Consider the following 18,151-nt stretch of genomic DNA (forward strand, 5'->3'; position numbering starts at 1 on the left):
AAAGACGGCTGTCGCGGAGCCACCACAGATGACTGGGGAAAGAGCTTCCATCAAGAGCCAGCTTCAGACGAGGAGCCACGGGAGGTCGGGACAGGGCCAGGCAGCAGTTGATACCCGCGGCAGGCCAGTGAACGACTTGATTTGGATCAATTCATGCCTGCCACGGACTCAAACAAGCCAAGGGCTGGCTCCGATCAGTCCCAGAGAACCGGATCGCGGAAGACAAGCGCAGTCTTCAATCGATGCGCAGTGATTCAGCGATACGTCTCAAATCCAAGCCGGGGGCGAGCCAAGTCAGTTGCACCGATCCCGTGGCATGGTGAAACCATCGGCCAGAACTCATGGGCGCGGCAGCTCAGGCACCCACACGTGAAGCGACCCTCACCTTGCTCCTTAGGCACGGTGAGATCAGTGCTGCCGATCTAGCCAATGAACTGGGAATTTCCGTTCAGGCGATGCGTCGTCATCTGCGCACCCTGGAGGAAGCAGGTTTGGTGGAAGCGAGTCCCGTAGCAGCAGGGCCAGGCCGACCTTCCAACCAATGGAGACTCACACAGCGGGGGCATCAACACTTCCCAGATGGCAGTGACACCTTTGCGCTGAGTCTGCTTGAGTCGATGACGACCAGTCTGCCGCCGGAAACACTGGCCACTCTGCTCAGCCGCCAGGCTCAGGAAAAAGCCCATCAATACAAACATCAGCTCGGCGATGGACCGCTCGAAGAACGCATTCGCAGATTGGTGAATCTGCGCAGTCACGAGGGATATGTCAGCGAAATGGTTCCAGCCGAGAGTGGTGTCGGCTGGTGCATCAATGAATTTCACTGTTCCGTGCAAAGGATCGCTGAAGAGTTTCCGGCTCTTTGCGATCAGGAACTTCAACTGATTCGCATGACCTTCCCCGACTGTCATGTGGAACGGGTGCACTGGCGGCTGGAATCCGGGCATTCATGCGGGTTTCAGATCAGTCCGTTCAGCACAACGTCCAAGGAATCCAAACCAGGATCCAGCCCGTGAGCATGGACCCAGAGCCTGCTGCAGGCCCGTTGGACCGAAAGCAGATCGAACAAATTGACGCCACCCTTCTGCCGGTGGTGGACCGCCACCTTCTACGGCTCCAGGCCCACTGCCTGGCGACATTCCAAGAAATTGCCATGCCGTTGCAGCAGGGTCCTTTACCGACCCGTGATCGCTGGCAAGACTGGTGTGATCGCCAGCCTCAACTCGCCAACGATGGAGAATTCAGAGAACAGCTGATGATGCAATTCACCTTGATTGCAAGCCAGCTTGAGGAGCTGGCCACACAGCTTGAGCTCACCCCACTGGAGCTCAACCTCAACAATTTGATCAAACACGCAGAAGAGAACAGCCGTCAACGCTTGTCCGAATCGAAGTGAACGAATCGCTTCAACGATGACGTATGTCGCATTCTGATCTCTCCCCTGCGATCATCAATAACAGATCGTCCACAGCCGATGACCCTGGACATCCCCGACGCGCCGACATTTTTCCGGCTGAGCTGTGGAAACTGGCGTTCACAACGCAGCGTGCACCACCTCTTACACCGCCGCAGCGAGGCTGGTGGTTCGCTGATCGTGGTCGAGGACCTGGAACTCAATGACGAGCGATTGCTGGCCATGGCCAAGCAGCACGACAAGGATCCTGGCCTGATAATCGGCGGCAGCTACGTCCGCTGGAGCGCCTCGATGGCTTGGGACCGCGATGGCGATGCCCACGATGGCGAAACCTGCTTCGCCTTGATCGGAGACAGTGAAACCGCCCGTTCTGGCACCCTGCTCAGGGACCAGGGCTACGCAGAAAAAGCTCCTGCAACGTCGACCTTCGACATGGACGACAGAGATGGTCTGATTCTCTGTACGAGCTACGAAATGATGACGGTCTGGGAGCGCTTCAGCTTCTCTGGTCCTGATGTACGCATTCGTTCCAACACCGTTGAAGGACTGTCCAACAACGCATCCTTCTGCGTGGAAACCAGGCTCAGAAACGACAGCTCATCGACCGGCTCACAGGGGATGACAGCGCTCGTATCACCCTTCGGCTGGTGAGTGTCCTCTGTTACGGACTGTGAGTAGGCCGAAGCCAGTTTTGAAGTGTGTTGACTCGCACTTATACGATCCAGCCAGTGTGTTCCGACTCGAGTGGCCATTCCTCTTCTTCAGTACGCACCAACGACGCAGAACAACCGCGTCGCAGCCCTGAACGTTGCCTCTGAAGAGACACAGCGCTCCCTTCAGATGGACATCTCGATGGACGCTGACAACATCAAAACGGTGATCGAATCGGCTTACCGCCAGATTTTCTTTCACGCGTTCAAGAGTGACCGCGACTCCTTCCTCGAATCACAACTGCGTGACGGGCAGATCACCGTTCGTGATTTCATCCGAGGGCTGTGTCTGTCGGACACCTTTAAACGGACGTTCTATGGCTTCAATTCGAACTACAAAGTGGTTCGACACCTTGTCCAGAAAATCCTCGGCCGCAAGACCCACGGACGATCCGAAGAAATCTCGTGGTCGATCGTGATCGCGACCAAAGGTGTCGAAGGCATTGTTGATGCCCTTCTTGACAGCGAGGAATATCTCGAAGCCTTCGGTTACGACACTGTTCCTTATCAACGCAACCGGGTGCTTCCCGGCCGCGAGCTCGGCGAAACCCCTTTCAACATCACCACACCTCGTTACGACGAGTACTACCGGGGAATTCTCGGTTTCCCCAAGATCATCTACACCGGCACTGCGAAGAGCCTGCCCGCACGCGCAACCCGCAGACGTGGAGGATTCAGCGAAGATTATCTTCCCTGGGTCCGAGGCATTGCCGCCGCAGGCTCAGCCTCACCCGAAGGCAATCTCGACATGGATTATCTGTCGAAAGTTCCATACCGCAGCATCGGCCGCTGAATCGCTTTCCCAGCCGAAGACTTCTGAGCGGAGCCCCCTGTGGAGCTCCGCTTTTTCGTGCGCAGCCTCAGGATCGAGCCGGATGCGGTCCCGGCAGGTGATGCAGTCAGAAGATGCTGACCACGGGCGAACAAGCACCCTGAAAAGCGGGACTTTCCAGCAAACTGATCCCAAAGAAACCCGGTAGCCCGACCGTGACGCAAGCCATCACATCCCTCGCCCGCATGACCCTGCGTCAGCTGCGTCAGATGGCCAGTGATCTTGGCGTTACTCTCTACAGCCGCAAGAGCAAGGAAGACCTGGTCTCCGCCATCGCCGAAAAACAGGAACGTCGTGGCGGCGATCTCAAGGCCATTGAAGCCGAGTTGAATCCACCGTCACGGCCCCAGTCCGAGACTCGCGTGGTTTTTCTTCCCAGAGATCCACAGTGGGCCTATGTGTTCTGGGAAATCTCAGATAACGATCGTCGCCGCGCTCAGAGCGAGGGTGCCGCACATCTGAATCTCCGCTTGGCCGATGTGACAGGCCTGCAGGACGGCTCAGCCCATCCCCACACACTCCAGGAGGTGCCCGTCGACAGCCACAGCACCGAGTGGTATTTGCCGGTGCCTCTCTGTGATCGTGACTACCGCGTGGAGCTCGGCTTCCGCTCCGGCAGCCAATGGATCTCCCTCGCATTCTCGTCCGTGGCCAGGGTGCCGGCACTGCACCCCAGCGACCAGATCCTCGATCAGTTCGTTCCTTTCAGCCTCGAAGCCACCGCCCCTTCTCCAGCGCCCATCAGCTCACCCACCTTTGAGCCCAGCGACAGTGGCTTGCATGAGCGCCTTTACCAAAGTGCGACGACCCACTTCCGCAGCCGCAGAGTCGGATCGGAGGTTCTTCACGAGCATGACTCTCTCTCCGGAGATCAGCGAGGCCTTTCTGATTCCGGTGCTGGTTTATGGGCCAGCGGCCGCAGTGAATCCGGCCTGGGAGGAGTCGCCCCTCGCCAACGCACCTTCTGGCTGGTGGCAGATGCCGAGCTGATCGTTTACGGCGCCACTGATCCTTCCGCCCGACTCACCATCGGCGGAGAAGAAGTGCCATTGTCCAGCGATGGAACCTTCCGCATTCAGGTTCCATTCCGTGACGGCGAGCAGATGTATGCCGTTGAAGCAACAGCTGCCGATGGTGAACAGAAGCGAAACATCACGCTCAATTTCGAGCGCGTCACCCCCGAAGACAACAGCAACCCTGCCAGCGAAGCCAAAGCCGAGTGGTTCTGATTCTGTGGGAGTGAACCGAAAAGCCCTGCGCTTGGTTGTGGCGGTCACCCCCGTGGCAGGGGCTGTGGCATTCCCTGTTCTTGTCCCTCTGACGATGGCAAGGATGGGGATCGGTGCGGGTGTTGTAGTGGCACTCGTTCTCAGCAGCCTCTGGTTTGTCGGCATGCTTCGAACCTCTGAAATGCCCCACTGAAGACCTCACCACAAGGCGGTGGAACACTTACAGCACCCGAAGCGCAGAGCATGCTGGTCAGGCTGCTCCAAAAGACCAGACGAAAGGTCCTGCTGACCCTTCTGACGTCACTGATGTTTGGTTGCAGCCAGGCGGGGCGAATTGTCGGACCAAACGAAACTGAACTTCCACTGCCGCAGAGCTTCAAGCTGCATTTCAATCATCGGGCTTCCAGCCGCTACCGCGATCCCCTAAACGGAGGTTGGCGCAACGGCGACAACCTCGAGAAACGGTTGATCCAACAGATCGATTCAGCCAGGGAGGAAGTGCTGCTGGCAATTCAGGAACTCACACTGCCGAAAATCGCTGAATCATTGATTCGCGCACAGGGGCGAGGAGTGAAGGTTCAGGTTGTGCTGGAAAACAACTACAGCAGCCCCTGGTCGGAACAGCATCCCAGCGATCTGACAGTTCACAACAGACGCCGACTCCAGCAATTGCAGCTGCTCTCGGACAGCAATCGCGACGGCCGGCTGACGGCTGAGGAACGGCTGGCAGGTGATGCCATTGCGCTGCTGAAACGTAGTGGGATACCGATGATCGATGACACCGAAGATGGGAGCCGAGGCAGCGGCCTGATGCATCACAAGTTCTTGGTGGTGGATCGGGCTCTGGTGATCACCGGCAGTGCAAACTTCACCAGTTCGGGAATGCATGGAGATGCGGGAGTATCCCGCAGTCGCGGCAATGTAAATCACCAGCTGAGCATCCAAAGCGCCGAACTTGCTGAGCTGTTCCGAGAAGAATTTCAACGCATGTGGGGAGATGGACCTGGAGGCCAGAGGAACAGTCGGTTCGGACGCGGCAAAAACAACCGCGGCGTGCAATCCGTTGAAGCCAATGGCGTACAGATCAAAGTTCTGTTTTCACCGCATTCCGATCAACTCCCCGGACACGGCCTCGACTTGATCGGTGAGCAGCTGACTGCAGCGCAGAGGAATATTGATATGGCGCTGTTTGTCTTTTCAGACCAATCACTGACTAATATTCTTGCGGAGCGACTGAAAGCTGGTGTGGGAATTCGGCTGTTGGCTGATCCAGGCTTCGCAGGACGTTCCTTTTCCGAAGTGTTGGATCTGCTTGGATTGGAACTGCCCGACCGCTTTTGCAAACTTGAAGCAGGCAATAACCCTCTCAAAACACCACTGCAAAGTGTTGGAACACCAAAACTGGCCAACGGCGACAAGCTCCATCACAAGTTCGCGGTGATCGACAACAAAACAGTGCTGTAGGTAAGCAATCCGCGAACCTTGCACCTGTCGCTCCGCTGCGACAGATCGATGACCATCAGACTCAGACGCGACCGGGTGAAGTTCACCTGTCCCAACTGCGGGAATCTCGCGTATTCCAAGCCCAGCAATCGGCTGGTCTGTGGTTTCTGCGTCCTGCCGATGGAACAGCACCTGCCTGAGGGCTACCCCGTTCAGAAGCAGGATCCAGAAGTCAATTTTTTCAAGTCCGATCCGGACACACTGCCCATTGAATCCCTGGCTCTGCCCGAGCGGGTTCGAACCAGGATCGAAGGACCGATCACCGCGGCACCTAATAAGAAGAAGGGGTCAACCCGGAAGCCATGCCTTGATCCCCGAGTTCAAGCCAAGGCTGACGAGATCATCCTGAAGTGCCTTGCTGACGAAGCAGCAGGGATCATGCCGCGAGGCTGGAAGGTTGAACTAGCCCGCCGTGTTGATCGCGACCCCGCCTGGGTCACGAAGCGGATCCGGCATCTCCAGAAGGTGGCGTCATGAGACTGTCGCCACAGAATTCCAATCTGCTGCGGGATCATCTGGTGGCCATGGCCAGAAGGCTGGCCCCCGTCACTGTCCGAGGCCTCTACTACCAGGCAGTGATCAGCTCAGCGCTGCCATTCATCACGAAGGACAAGGGCGGAGCCAGAACGAATTACAGGATGATCCAATCCCGTGTTCTGGAGCTGCGGCAATCGGGAGAGATCCCATGGGGCTGCATCGTTGATCGGTCGCGATCTGATTACGGCCAACCCCGGTGGGTTGACCCTGCTGGATTCGCTGAGACCGCTCCCCTTTATTTCAGCCTTGATTACTGGCGAGATCAGGAGATCAGACCGCTGTTGATGGTGGAGAAGGCAGGACAGGTTCCTGTCTATCGACAACACGCTGCCCGGCATGGTATTGACGTTGTGGCCTGCAAGGGCTACGGCTCCGCGACATATCTGAAGGACACCGCCGAGAAGATCAGCAGCTGGATTGATTCCGGCCAGATGGTTCAGGTGATTGTGGCGGCGGATTTCGATCCCTCTTGCTGCGACTGGCCACGAGCAGCACAGGCTGAGATTGAACGCCATCTGGAACAGGACGCTGTGATCTGGCGTCGGGAACTGGTTCGGATCGAAGACCTGGCTCGCATGGGTGATGCCGTTGCTCTCAGGGCACCGAACCCACAGGACACACGGACACGCGCTTTTCTGACCCGCCACGGTTTCACACCTGATCAGGAGGTCTGCGTCGAGATGGATGCCATTGATCCGGTGACGGCTCGATCACGGCTGGAGCAGGTGTATCTGGATTTATTCGACGGCGACCTGGCCATCCAGCAACAACTGGAACGGGATCACCGCGAAGCGATCACCACAGCACTGTCTGGACTCACGGGTTGACCCGCCGCGGCTTCGCCGATGTGAGCCGCATCCAATCGCATTGGCATGCACCCACGCCTATCCCCCACAGTTAATGGGTATTCCACTCGAAGGCTTCGCAGGGACCGATTCCGGACTCCACCTCGAAGCCGAGCGTCAGAAGCTCCACCATCTGATGGCCTTCCATCAGCTCTGCGGCAATGACCTGTATGTCGCCGCTTTAAGGCCTGCCGAGAGACGGAAGAGTCAATGAGGCCTAAAACTAAAAAGAACCTGATCTTGGTGGATATAACCTGTTGAACCGCAGTAATTAGTTTTAAACCACTCACCCTCTTTTCCTAAGATGGGTATGCTTTGATCTTTGACAGTTACAGAGCAAAGTATTTTTCCATTAGGGGTTGCGCGTATATTGCTTGGCGGGTCGTCCACCATTGCATCCCCTATATTTTTATGCACTTTATTAGCCCTGCAAGAGCCTGCCTTAACTGGAAACTTTACGACTACACCATCATCTAGATTCATCACCCTACAACCATCATCCTCATAAAATGTTGCATTAGCGTTGAACTCTCGATTCTTCCCATAAACAACCCACGCAGTATTAGCTTTGTCGTCTTTGTAATTAATCTCAAATTCTCCCTGCCTAAAGGCCAGGACTCCAAGGGCTGCCCCTCCGCTTTCATAGGCACAAGGTTGTTTTACGTTGTTGATAAAACAACCTTCTAGGTCAGTGCAACGATAGGGCCTAGGCCCACAGAAAAGGCCTGGCTTAGCCGAGAGAGGAGTTGACGAAAATGACAAAGATACTCCCACAAGAAAAACTGCCCTAAACAAAGTAGAGGTAAATTGCACGGAATCATTGGCTTACTTGCCTTGCTCTAGCAATAAACTTTCCAAGACAGGAAATTTGCAATCAGTTTTTACGACAAGTATCTCGTGCGCTGATTTAAGAGAGATTTTCACAACAGCGATTAGCCGCAGTAATCGCATATCGCACCGCATCTGCGGAGTGGTATCGCCACAGCAGTGCTGAACCATTAGCGGGCGATAGATCCATCGCGAGGCGTATGCAATTTCATCCACTCTACGAACGTTTCTGCGCACGAACAGATAAAAATTGCCTTGAACCCCAGTATCTATAGGGATCGACCCGCTGTTCATAGAGCAGTCGGTCTTTCGCTTGGTGGGCAGACGGTTTCGCCAGACTCCACCGATGCCGAACAAAGACAGGCCACTTGTTGACCGCCACGCACCAAAGAACGGTGTCAGCTGGTTGATGAACCACCAGGAAGGCAGAGATGCTTGGTAACGGCCTGCCGCGTTTGCATCACTGGCGATTAGAGCCGAACACCGCTGCGGTTGGCGTTGGCTGGCTTGCTGGTTGGCACCCCGGGGCGCCAATGCTGCACTGCAAAGCTCTCCTCAGGGCCAGGGATGCCATTAGCGGTTGGCTTGATCAGGCTGCGCCAGCCGCTGGTCCACTTGATCAGCACGCTGCCGTTGCCTGTCAGCGACCAGGAACCATCAGCCACCTGATCGATGTTGTTGAAGGCCATCCCTGAGGAGGTGAGAACTGCCAGATAGGGCGGCTTTTCTTGCTGCATGGGCTCTAGCTTGTAGGCCCCCACCCAGTTCATTACCGGGCTTTTCAGCTGCACAGCTTTGCCGTGATTGCTAGGGCCGTCATTCAGTGAAGATCCTGGCTTCCATGACCACTGCACCGCTCCTGCAGGGCCGATCTGGATCGTGTCAGTCCAGCCATCTGAATAGGTAGAGCGGATGCCATTACCCCAGGTCTGCCAGTTACCGTTCTCGAGAAGTTGGTTACGTGTCATCCGCTGCGAAGTACCGACATCGGGGTGGCGTTTGCCGGTCACCGTGAGAGAACTGCCATCAGGCCGCAGGATCAAATTGAATGGCACGTTCTCGTTATCAGTGAGCACCCAGGTGCCCACCATTCTTTTGGGATCCGGCTCAGGGAAGCCCGCACCCATCAGGGCTGCCCCCAGCAACAGAGCAGCAGAGGGTTTCAACCAAGACAGGCCCATAGAAGTGCGACTGGTTGTGTTGATGTAGCAGGGATTTGCAGCGGCTGCCTTCCGACCCAGTTCCAAGCTCTACAGCTGCTGAGCTGAAAGCTAAATGTTCCCGCATGCAGAAGTCAGGCGGGTGGAAGCGTTGTAAACCACAAGCTCTGGGCATGGACGAGCAAATTACTGGCATCTCTTAGAGGTCTCTGAGAAGAAAGGGGCAGTGGATTCAGGTTTGGCTATTTAATGGAGAGTTGAATTCACCCCTATGAATCAGAGCCAAGATGCGAATCGTCACGAGAGTGATCAGCAACATCGCACTAAAGCTGGTTCGCTTAACGTCGAAGTAGAGCGAAATCGCAGCGTGAATCACTTGTCAACAAATACTATTAAAGATGAAGCACTCAAGAAAATTGATAACGAAACAAGTGAACTTATGAAGGACCAGGGGCCAGCCTCATTTCGCAGGGAGAGCAACTGATATGAGCAACGAACATCATCAAACCGGCAGACGCCCAAACAAAGCTGATCTTGAACGTCTTGATCCTATACATCGAGAGAAAGAGCCGCTGAAGCAAGGCAGTGCAGAGGAACGACACAGCCATCCCAACGAAAAACATCGGGAGCATTCTCACAGTGGAGAAAAGTTTGTAGAGGAAGTGAAGCGTCTTGATGCTTCAGATTGAGATATTTCTCCATTGAGAAAAGAGTGACCAGTTATTAGTGGTTTTCATCATTAGCAATGTAGATGTAGCCCAGGCCACTACAGGCACAACGCCATCGAAGCCTGGGAGGCCATGCAGAAGTCAGGCGGCTGGAAGCGTTGCCCGCTGCAGGGTTTACTTACCGGAAGTATTCGTTGCAAAGCATCATGTGCGATGCCCCCTTTCGATAAGGGAATTGCCAAAAATGCTTCGTGCATCTCATATTTCGTGGCTTCTGGCGAGTCGCCTTCAGAGACAGTCGATGGGACTGACTGTTCTGGCTCGGACAAGGCTTGTATTCCACCACTGCAACCCGAAATCGCCACGCTTGCGAATATTGCAGCCATAAGAAGTATCGCTTTTACAGTTTTAAGTCACCTGTACTCATCCTCGTAGGCTCAGAACGAAAACACATCACTGATCCGAGTGGGTACATACAGCATCAAAATTGCAGCCTATCTTGTCAGCAAGTTGCTCGTTGCCAGCTGCTTAACATCAGCTCTTGTCGACTTGGCGACCAAATAAGAGCCTGAGAATCTTTGCCCAAACCAAAGAAGCAGGAGTAATCACGAGTCCTCTCCTTGATTTTGAGAAGTGCCCACTCTCCATGCCCAAAGAGTCGAAAGAGCAGAACCGAAAGCCATTGCGATCAATAGCAGCTGTGCAGTACTCACTACAGATATCAGAGCGAAGTGGTTCGTTTTTAGCCAAAGAACCTTTACTGGCGCTTTCAATACCCTTTATAGAAGAAAAAACCTGTTGCACATATATTTGCATCCACTCAATTTACTAGCAATAGATAGGACGGCTCTCTTTGAGAGTACTCAGTAGGTTGTTGTGGAATCAGGCCAATTCGTGTTGGTGATGATACGAATGCAGCCGAACTCAAAAGACACTCGTCTGTCGCTGCTTAAGGGGCTCCTGCCAGGGATGTTTCACAATTACATCTATGGTCAACATTGCCCGTAAAGGCTGAATTCTCTCAACCTTCCATCTATTTAGGTCTTATTTTTAAAGTCGACTATCTGCCGATGCCTAGCCCAGAACTCGCCAGCGTCATCAAGCACCTTGAGGCCATTGCCGCTGAAGCAAGTGCCGTTGTTGATATCGAAGACAGTCGGCACCTGCTTAATCGCCTTGGTGAACTGCACCCTTCACAGCGTGAGTTTGAAGCCGAGGTGCTCCCGACTCGTGTTGAAGACGTGCCCTGCGAATGGCTGCTTGCCTCCGGCGCTGACCCGAAGCGACGGCTCCTATACATCCACGGCGGCGGCTGGACTTCTGGCAGTCTTGACTCACACCGTCCACTCTCAGCGCGCCTCTCGGCCACAACGGGCTGTGCCGTTCTCTCCATTGCGTACCGCCTCGCTCCAGAGCATCCTTACCCTGCGGGCCTCGACGACTGCCTCATCTGCTACGGCTGGCTTCGCGAGAATGGACCAGGCGGCGCAAGCTCGGCGCGGAGCATGTTTGTGGCGGGTGACTCAGCTGGCGGTAACCTCACACTCTCTCTTCTGCTGGCAATAAAGCAGCGCGGATTGCCGCTCCCAAATGCCGCGGTCATGATCTCACCCGCAACCGACTTTCTTGCAACGGGCAACTCCCATCGCACACGAGCCGCTCGCGACCCGATCCTCAGAATGGGCCCCGACGGGATGCGAAGGGCTGCTGACATCTATTTGCAAGGCAACAGCAAACTTGAAGATCCGCTGGTCTCGCCGCTTTACGGCGACTTTGCAGGCCTTCCACCTCTGCTATTTCAAGTTGGCGACGCAGAAGTTCTTCTTGACGACTCGATACAAGCCGTTGAGAAGGCCCGTGTGGCGGGTATCGACGTCACACTTTGCGTATATCCCGACATGCCCCATGTCTGGCATATATTCGCTCCGTACCTCCCAGAAGCCACTACAGCAATTGAGGAGATCGGCACTTTTGTGAAAAGGCATGGTTAACGGAGCTGTCCTTAGCCAGTGGCCAGTTGTTGAACTGCATTGGTCAATGGATTTCTGAAAGTTTGCTCTCAATGTCTTGCCGCAAGCCTTCAATCCAACGTGGATGCGGCTACCACTAGTCAACTGGAATTTGATCAGTTATTGCTCAGGTTCCAGTCGGCGATTTTTACTGTGACGCCAACCACACATCGGCGACTGTTTTCAGATTGGGATTGCACCTCGCCAAGCGAAATCTCCAATTGATTCACTACAGATAATCTGGTCAAAGTTCTCTTTGACTTCACTAGTTATGACTAAACGTAAGCGTATATCCAACCACGATCTCGGCTTAGTGGATTAGGTCAGAAGACTGTTGGGCGCCCCTGAGCACCGTCGACTGGAATGTGGGCCCCATTAATCCAGTTGGCTTTGGGTGAGGAGAGGAAGACGATGACGTCGGCGACTTCTCCGGCCTTGCCAAGCCGCCCCGCAGGAAACTCCCTATTTACGAAGGCGGCATAATCTTGAGGATTTTGGTTCCTAAATCGCTCCCATGTGCCCCCTGGGAAGTCGATCGATCCAGGAGAAACCGTGTTTACGCGAACATTCTGTGCAGATAGCTCCCAAGCTAAAGAACTTGATAGGAAAATCTCAGCTGCTTTGGTCGCCCCATAAATTACTTTTTCTGGTGCTGGTCTCCAACCAGATATCGACGCAATCGTGACGACACTTCCGCCTCCTCGCTTGCGAAAGTATGGCAATGATGCTCGAGTCGCCCTCACTGAGTGGAAGAGATTCAGGTCGAAGGTTTTCACCCAGTCATCGTCAGAGGCTTCAGCGAATGTGCTGTTAGTTGAGCCACCAACATTATTTACGAGCATATCCACTCCTCCAAGCGCTTCGGCTGCCTCAGCAACGAATCGAGCAGCCTCGCCCGCGATCGACATGTCGGCCACTACACCGAAAACCAACACACCTAAAGCCTTGAGATCTCCGAGCGTTTTATGAAGCCCCTCTTCACCGCGAGCACAGATCGCCACTCTGCATCCCTCGGAACCAAAACGTAATGCAGTTGCACGACCGATACCGCGGCTTCCACCTGTAACGAGCGCCACCTTCCCTTTTAATTCAAGGTCCATGATCCCCAGGTTTTCAACCGTTTACGAAATAACGCTCAAGCACACGAGGGTCTGGGTCCATCCCGAGACCTTCGCCATCTGGAATACAAAATATACCGTCCTCAGGGAGGGGCATGTCTGCATAAATCCAGCACTCAGGCTGAACATATAGATACTCCACAAACCTTGTGCTCTCAACGGCTCCAGCCAGTTGAAGAGTTGCTAGAAATCCTGGACCGAAGTATGGAGAGTGAGGAGTGAAAGGAAGTCCTAGTGACCCGCCATGGTTTTTCAGGATCTTCAGAACTTCGCTTACACCACCCACCTTAGTCACACTGGGTTGCAAGAAATCTGATGCTCCAGCGAGACAGATTTGTTCAAAAGCAAAGGCCGTGCATGCGTTTTCTCCTGTAGAAATCCTGATACCGGTGTCTCGTAGAAGCGCGAGGGCCCGCACGTTCTCGGGGGGAAAGATCGGTTCCTCAAGCCACTTCACATTCAGATTCAGCAGCTCTGGGATTGCTTCCTGGCATTGAACCTCGTTCCAGTTGCAATTCACATCCACCATTAGACCATTATCTTGACCTAATAATTCAGCTCCTCGACGAATCACGGGCAAAGCAACTTCATGCAACTTGAAATCATTGAAGCCAATATTTAAAACATGCTCACAAGTTGCAGCAACAAGATCAATATTTCCGTAGCGAATGAGGCTGGCATAAGAGGGAATGGTCTCTCTGCAGCGACCACCCAACAGCTGGGCCAGATTCATCGACTCTGTCTTGGCTTTTAGATCCCAAAGCGCTATATCAATGCCTGAGAGAGCGAACATCGACACACCGCTGCGCCCCTGAAGAATCAGCTTGTGCTGGGTACTTTCTCCGAAGAGGATTGGATCGGGCAAATCCTGGCCAATGAGCAATGGGGCGATAGATTCTCTAATAAACGCTGCTACCGATCGGCTGCAGGAATAACTGAAAGCCTCGCCCCAGCCGATAAGGCCTTGATCAGTTTCAATCCTTACAAGACAGAACTCAAGTTCTGTCCAAGCCGTTGGCATGATGCCTTCACCTGAGCCGGCAGATTCAAAAGGAATAGAGAGCAAGATAGCTCTGACATCCTTGATTTTTATTGTCAATTGCCAAAAGCACCTGAATCATCTATAGCAATTAATCATTAGTTCGAGAAGCCCGTCCCGCTGGGCAATATGAGTGGCCCAGCAAAGCTCACAATAATTACAGCAAGCAGGTATACAAAATAAGAATTTATCCCAACAGAGAGCGATTCGTTTATTGGACTAGTTGATTCAGCATTCATCAGGTTATTCAGCTTCATTCGCTTGAATGAAGATGCTGACCTGCCTCAACTGTTTGTGCTCTTTATGCCATCGTCCCAAGCAAAAGTCAGCTTGGTTTTACCGCAGGTGGATCAAGAGGTTCGCTGACTGCGAACAGTGCTCAGGCTCATGTGATGTTGCTGAGTGTGGTTCCAATCAATTTCAGTGGGTCAGCAGACAGCTTGACGCGCTGTTGCTCCTCCAATGTAGTGTTAGCTGGAGCGCTGGTTTCATTAATGGCCAGCCTCAAGGTAAGTGTTCCAGTCGCAGTCATAAGTAGCAAGCGTGGCTAACAGATGTGGCCTTTGTCGGTCCGGTGCATGGGGCTTTATTACTTAAAGGATTAGTGTTGATTTTTCAAGAGGGAAGCGTTTCCCACCGATGTATTTCATCCTGAAAAGGGGAGTTCTTCAGTAAAGAAGTAAGTCCAAGCTCAGATCTCCATTCAGCTAAAGGTCGCTCCCATCCCTCTTCCCAGCGGCACCCTTCCAGGAAGACCCCAGCGAGACCGACTTGAGTGCCAAAGTTAATAGCCTCCCAGATCATACGATGTTCATCGGGATAGAAGAAACTGTGAGTCATGAAAGCGGAGATAGCCGCGACGACTGCCGGTTGACGTTGTGAAACAGCGATATAGCTTTGCACAGCTGCTTCCCCAGCTACCGAAGTGTCAACACCAAGAGCTAAATGGAAAATGTCATGAAATTTTCTAAGCCTGCGAGATAAATAATCTTCCTTTTCATTGGTCTCTACAACCTTTCTAAGGTTTTTATTTACTGGTGGTAACGGATCAATTTCGAGCTGACTAAACATTAGCTGAGCGCAGTTTCCCAGGCTTCCAACTGGCATCGCACGCATAGCTTCAAATGATGGCCATGGAATGTCAAACTGCTCATCGACAAGAGGCTTAATCTTGGGATGATTTAAAAAGGCTTTGAGCCATTCTTTCTGCAGATCCCATTTGAAAATTGGTGAAAAGTGTCTGCTGTGTTTGAAACCATGCTCAGGATCCCTGGCTAACTGAAGAATGCCTAAGGCTAAATCGAGGGCGTCTTCTTTTAGTTCAGTTCGAGAAGCCATGTCGTGAATTTCTGAGGCATTTTTGGTCTAGACCTGCTGAGTATCTAAGTCACTACTCAAAACCGAACAAAGGAGGTCGGTTTATCAGCCAAAGCATCAGATGTGAAATGCATTTCCATCAAGCAGATCTGAGGGTCTCACACGACGAGTCACCACCTGATCTCAGGGACTCGAGGAGAGGCATGGACTGCAGGAGTACGACCTCATGTTTGACCTGCTCAGGAGTTCAATTCGCTGCTCCTGCAGCAGTAGTGCAGCCCGCAGCCTCAAGAGCAGCAGCTGGTCATGGCCGGTGAATTCGCTCCCATGGATCCCGTCCGAAAAGGTCCTAAAACCGAACCTTTAAGGACGGCTGTCCCATCTTCCAAGCGGAATCGAGGTGGAATAGACCGAAAAAGTCCCATCAGGGCACAAATCAATGACAACCTTTTCTGACTACATCGACAACATAACCGCACTTGAAGCCATAGAATTCTACGAAAGAGAAAATCATATCCTGCTGCAGGAATGCGGGGATATCAATTTTTATCGGCGCAAAGAACTCTCCATGATCACTTCACGCAGAAAGCGAAAATTAATTCTAGACGTGCACTGGTTGAATCTCTGCTTAGAGCTTAAAGCACTCTGAACAGCAACTAACATCATCGAAGCCTGGGAAACGATGCAGAAGTCAGGCGGGTGGAAACGCTGTCAGCCCAGGTGGTGACTCAGTTTGATTCTGGCCAGAGATCGAAAACGGTTGGTTTGAGGGAATTTGATGATTTCTTGCTTCGCGGACCAGCACCTGCCAGAACAGAAGCAGCTGGATTGACTCAATGGTTCCAAGCACTGATCCACGGAACACAGGTGATCAAATCACCGCTGTGATCACAGCAGTTGGAGTCATTGGTGGTCTGGGTTGCTTGGTGGTGGTGATCGTTGGCGGCTTCATCACGGCAGAAGCAGCCAAAGACGGAATCAAGCAAGTTCCCATTGAGTCACCGATACCGATCGAGGCTCCCCAAGCTCCGTAACTCAGCTTTCACTGATCTCCGCTCCATTTGATCGGGGTGTCAATAGCTGGGAATATCCCGTTTCGCGTGTTCGGTCCCTTGGCGGATTTCACCGTCACGAGCAGACCAGCTGGCTGGCGATGGTTTCCTCACCGTCAAACGAACAGCAATGTCAACTGAAATCCGCAACTGGGATGTCGTCGCCAAAGCGATGGAAGCAGCTGGAGCTACATCGAGTCAGATGTATATCCGCGCCAAAGCATTGGCAGCAGGAAAGCTCGACCCAATGCCCACCAGCTCCCCTGAAGCTCTGTACAGCATTTCAGCTGTAGCTGGCTGATCACAGCAAATCAAAGCCTCACAAATGTGAGGTTTAATCAATAAAAAACCCCGCACTTGGCGGGGCTGTTGGATGGAGTTGGAAGGTTGAGCTTTGAGCTGAATGAACAGAGGGTCAGCCTTCAAGCTTGGCGGGCTCGGCCTCGCCTTCCCTCAGTTCCGCGTCGATGATCATCACGGCAGCAGGGTTGCCTGCAGCGAACTTGACGCGACCCAGCAGGTAAGCGGCCTTGTGCTCGGAGAGACGTTGATCATCAACGATGGGATCAAGGAAGACGGTGGTGCGGCGATCAATGTCTTTTTCCGCAGTGTTGTAGAGCTGCAGCACCGAGGCGGTCACATCAGCTTCCATGCGGAAGACGTTGGCAATCACCTGCTCCACGCCAGTCCACTGCTGGCGGGGTGGCTCGATGGTGTCGAGCACAGGGCGCTGACCTCTGCTGATCAGATAGTCAGCAAACTTGGCAGCGTGCTGCTCCTCTTGCTTGGCCTCATCACGGAGGTGTTCGGCAAAGCCGGTCAGCTCACGCTCAGCAAACCAGACAGCAGCAGCGAAGTAATCAGCAGCTGACTGACGCTCGAGGTTGAGATGGGCTTCCATCAGGTCGAGCATTTCGGCTGACATGGGTTCAGCCATGGCACGGCCTGCGGGACCGGTGGGGACTTCGATGGGGGCTTGGATTTGTGAAGCTGTCATGTCTCTTCCTCTGGGAGGGATGAATCAGTTCTACATCACAAAACAGCGAAAGATATGCGTAAAAACCGAATATTAGCGGATCAAAATATGCTTTTAAGAATCACATTCAAAAGCTGCAGATATGTTTTTGAGAATCACATTCAGGAGTGTGATTCTGCTGCTGAGAATCACTTTCGATAAGTCAATATTGAGTGTTCGGTTAGCCGCCAAAGAAACGATGCCCTGAATGCAATAGACCTGACGAGTTGTTACCGAGAGTTGTGTGATGACTGCAGTTTTACTTTTGTGCGACTGCTCGCTTTGCAAGCGCAGCGTTGAAGAATCGAGGTCAATTAGGATTGGTGGGCAGCATTTCTGCTCTGAGTCCTGTGCCAAGGGGCATCCCAACATGGAGCCATGTGATGGCGAGCGGAACGGCTGTAACTGCGGAATTGGAGAGTTGGAGCTGCTTCTAGCGGCTACCGATTAGTTCAGTAACCGCTGGATCAGATCGCAGCAATGAAGACAAGCGATCTCGTTCTCATGCGGGAAGTGGTGCTGAGCCTCTGAAGCCCCGCTAGCAGCAGCTGGTGTTGAGGTTTCGCCATCGTGGATCCATGCCGAATAAGGACAGGCCGCTTGTTGATCGCCATGCACCGAAGAACGGTGTCGGCTGGTTGATGAACGACCAGGAAGGCAAGGTCTGCAGCTTCAAAAACGACATGCCAACCCAACATGCGCAGTGGGTTGTCGTTGAAACCAGGCCATTACGCGGCGGTGGTCAGCCAGTCATCAGACGAATGCTTCGCCACAACGCCATCGAGGCATGGGAAACCATGCAGAAGTCAGGCTGCTGGAAACGATGCCCGCCTAGGTGGTGAGAGTTATTAGTTGGCGTATTGCCCTACAAACTC

Annotated in this window: 22 protein-coding genes; 16 read left to right on the top strand and 6 right to left on the bottom strand. The window is 53.3% G+C overall.

Going from position 1 to position 18,151, the window contains the following annotated elements; all coding sequences use genetic code 11:
- The first annotated feature begins 341 nt into the window (after positions 1–341).
- The 10 genes from sufR to SIB73_RS10370 all read left to right on the top strand — a co-directional run bounded on the left by sufR (position 342) and on the right by SIB73_RS10370 (position 7,284).
- Positions 342–1,016, top strand: coding sequence for an iron-sulfur cluster biosynthesis transcriptional regulator SufR (gene sufR, locus SIB73_RS10325; protein ID WP_413405367.1), 675 nt, complete (start codon positions 342–344; stop codon positions 1,014–1,016).
- A 29-nt stretch (positions 1,017–1,045) separates the two neighbouring features.
- Entirely contained in the window at positions 1,046–1,396 is a 351-nt protein-coding gene (locus tag SIB73_RS10330) for a hypothetical protein (RefSeq protein ID WP_413439593.1), read from the top strand.
- 78 nt (positions 1,397–1,474) lie between these two features.
- A complete protein-coding gene (locus SIB73_RS10335; RefSeq protein WP_413405365.1) occupies positions 1,475–2,065 on the top strand; it encodes a phycobiliprotein lyase in 591 nt (196 codons plus the stop codon).
- A gap of 93 nt (positions 2,066–2,158) precedes the next feature.
- Positions 2,159–2,917 (top strand): phycobilisome rod-core linker polypeptide, encoded by a 759-nt coding sequence (locus tag SIB73_RS10340; protein WP_413405363.1) that lies wholly within the window; start codon positions 2,159–2,161, stop codon positions 2,915–2,917.
- 194 nt (positions 2,918–3,111) lie between these two features.
- On the top strand, positions 3,112–4,185 hold the full coding sequence (locus SIB73_RS10345; protein ID WP_413405361.1) for a DUF4912 domain-containing protein: 1,074 nt from the start codon (positions 3,112–3,114) through the stop codon (positions 4,183–4,185).
- 10 nt (positions 4,186–4,195) lie between these two features.
- The gene (locus tag SIB73_RS10350; RefSeq protein WP_413405359.1) at positions 4,196–4,378 is read left to right on the top strand and encodes a hypothetical protein; all 183 of its coding nucleotides are present in this window, start codon (positions 4,196–4,198) and stop codon (positions 4,376–4,378) included.
- A 50-nt stretch (positions 4,379–4,428) separates the two neighbouring features.
- Positions 4,429–5,649 carry a phospholipase D-like domain-containing protein gene (locus tag SIB73_RS10355; RefSeq protein ID WP_413405357.1) on the top strand — a complete coding sequence of 407 codons (1,221 nt, stop codon included), beginning with the start codon at positions 4,429–4,431 and terminating at the stop codon, positions 5,647–5,649.
- 48 nt (positions 5,650–5,697) lie between these two features.
- Positions 5,698–6,165, top strand: a complete 468-nt coding sequence (locus SIB73_RS10360; RefSeq protein WP_413405355.1) for a hypothetical protein — start codon at positions 5,698–5,700, stop codon at positions 6,163–6,165.
- Positions 6,162–7,052, top strand: coding sequence for a hypothetical protein (locus SIB73_RS10365; protein ID WP_413405354.1), 891 nt, complete (start codon positions 6,162–6,164; stop codon positions 7,050–7,052). Before SIB73_RS10360 ends, SIB73_RS10365 begins: the two co-directional genes overlap by 4 nt.
- 73 nt (positions 7,053–7,125) lie before the next feature.
- Entirely contained in the window at positions 7,126–7,284 is a 159-nt protein-coding gene (locus SIB73_RS10370; RefSeq protein ID WP_413439594.1) for a hypothetical protein, read from the top strand.
- On the opposite strand, the gene SIB73_RS10375 is transcribed toward SIB73_RS10370, so the two are convergent.
- Together SIB73_RS10375 and SIB73_RS10380 are read right to left on the bottom strand one after the other, a co-directional pair.
- Positions 7,278–7,883, bottom strand: coding sequence for a hypothetical protein (locus tag SIB73_RS10375; RefSeq protein WP_413405350.1), 606 nt, complete (start codon positions 7,881–7,883; stop codon positions 7,278–7,280). The genes SIB73_RS10370 and SIB73_RS10375 overlap by 7 nt on opposite strands.
- A 485-nt stretch (positions 7,884–8,368) precedes the next feature.
- Positions 8,369–9,145, bottom strand: coding sequence for a hypothetical protein (locus tag SIB73_RS10380; RefSeq protein ID WP_413403484.1), 777 nt, complete (start codon positions 9,143–9,145; stop codon positions 8,369–8,371).
- A 398-nt stretch (positions 9,146–9,543) separates the two neighbouring features.
- Between SIB73_RS10380 and SIB73_RS10385 the strand changes: the two genes are divergently transcribed.
- Positions 9,544–9,747 (top strand): hypothetical protein, encoded by a 204-nt coding sequence (locus tag SIB73_RS10385; RefSeq protein WP_413405348.1) that lies wholly within the window; start codon positions 9,544–9,546, stop codon positions 9,745–9,747.
- A gap of 1,049 nt (positions 9,748–10,796) precedes the next feature.
- A complete protein-coding gene (locus SIB73_RS10390; RefSeq protein WP_413405346.1) occupies positions 10,797–11,717 on the top strand; it encodes an alpha/beta hydrolase in 921 nt (306 codons plus the stop codon).
- Positions 11,718–12,058: 341 nt separating this feature from the next.
- Here the strand turns inward: SIB73_RS10390 and SIB73_RS10395 are convergent, their stop codons facing one another.
- The 3 genes from SIB73_RS10395 to SIB73_RS10405 form a co-directional block, all read right to left on the bottom strand.
- The gene (locus SIB73_RS10395) at positions 12,059–12,835 is read right to left on the bottom strand and encodes an SDR family NAD(P)-dependent oxidoreductase (RefSeq protein ID WP_413405344.1); all 777 of its coding nucleotides are present in this window, start codon (positions 12,833–12,835) and stop codon (positions 12,059–12,061) included.
- Between the two features lie 13 nt (positions 12,836–12,848).
- Positions 12,849–13,952, bottom strand: coding sequence for a mandelate racemase/muconate lactonizing enzyme family protein (locus SIB73_RS10400; protein ID WP_413405342.1), 1,104 nt, complete (start codon positions 13,950–13,952; stop codon positions 12,849–12,851).
- 555 nt (positions 13,953–14,507) lie between these two features.
- Positions 14,508–15,230: a Coq4 family protein gene (locus SIB73_RS10405; RefSeq protein ID WP_413405341.1), complete on the bottom strand. Its 723-nt coding sequence runs from the start codon at positions 15,228–15,230 to the stop codon at positions 14,508–14,510.
- A gap of 815 nt (positions 15,231–16,045) precedes the next feature.
- On the opposite strand from SIB73_RS10405, the gene SIB73_RS10410 reads away from it, so the two are divergent.
- On the top strand, positions 16,046–16,243 hold the full coding sequence (locus SIB73_RS10410; protein ID WP_413405339.1) for a hypothetical protein: 198 nt from the start codon (positions 16,046–16,048) through the stop codon (positions 16,241–16,243).
- 148 nt (positions 16,244–16,391) lie between these two features.
- Positions 16,392–16,562: a hypothetical protein gene (locus tag SIB73_RS10415; protein ID WP_413405337.1), complete on the top strand. Its 171-nt coding sequence runs from the start codon at positions 16,392–16,394 to the stop codon at positions 16,560–16,562.
- 114 nt (positions 16,563–16,676) lie between these two features.
- On the opposite strand, the gene SIB73_RS10420 is transcribed toward SIB73_RS10415, so the two are convergent.
- Positions 16,677–17,258, bottom strand: coding sequence for a ferritin (locus SIB73_RS10420; RefSeq protein ID WP_413405335.1), 582 nt, complete (start codon positions 17,256–17,258; stop codon positions 16,677–16,679).
- A 265-nt stretch (positions 17,259–17,523) separates the two neighbouring features.
- On the opposite strand from SIB73_RS10420, the gene SIB73_RS10425 reads away from it, so the two are divergent.
- On the top strand, positions 17,524–17,727 hold the full coding sequence (locus tag SIB73_RS10425; protein WP_413405333.1) for a conjugal transfer protein TrbI: 204 nt from the start codon (positions 17,524–17,526) through the stop codon (positions 17,725–17,727).
- A 127-nt stretch (positions 17,728–17,854) separates the two neighbouring features.
- Complete coding sequence (locus SIB73_RS10430; protein WP_413405332.1) at positions 17,855–18,118, top strand: DUF1651 domain-containing protein; 264 nt, start codon at positions 17,855–17,857, stop codon at positions 18,116–18,118.
- The last annotated feature ends 33 nt before the right edge of the window (positions 18,119–18,151 follow it).

The sequence above is a fragment of the Synechococcus sp. MIT S9509 genome (genome assembly GCF_047303035.1).
Classification (GTDB): domain Bacteria; phylum Cyanobacteriota; class Cyanobacteriia; order PCC-6307; family Cyanobiaceae; genus Synechococcus_C.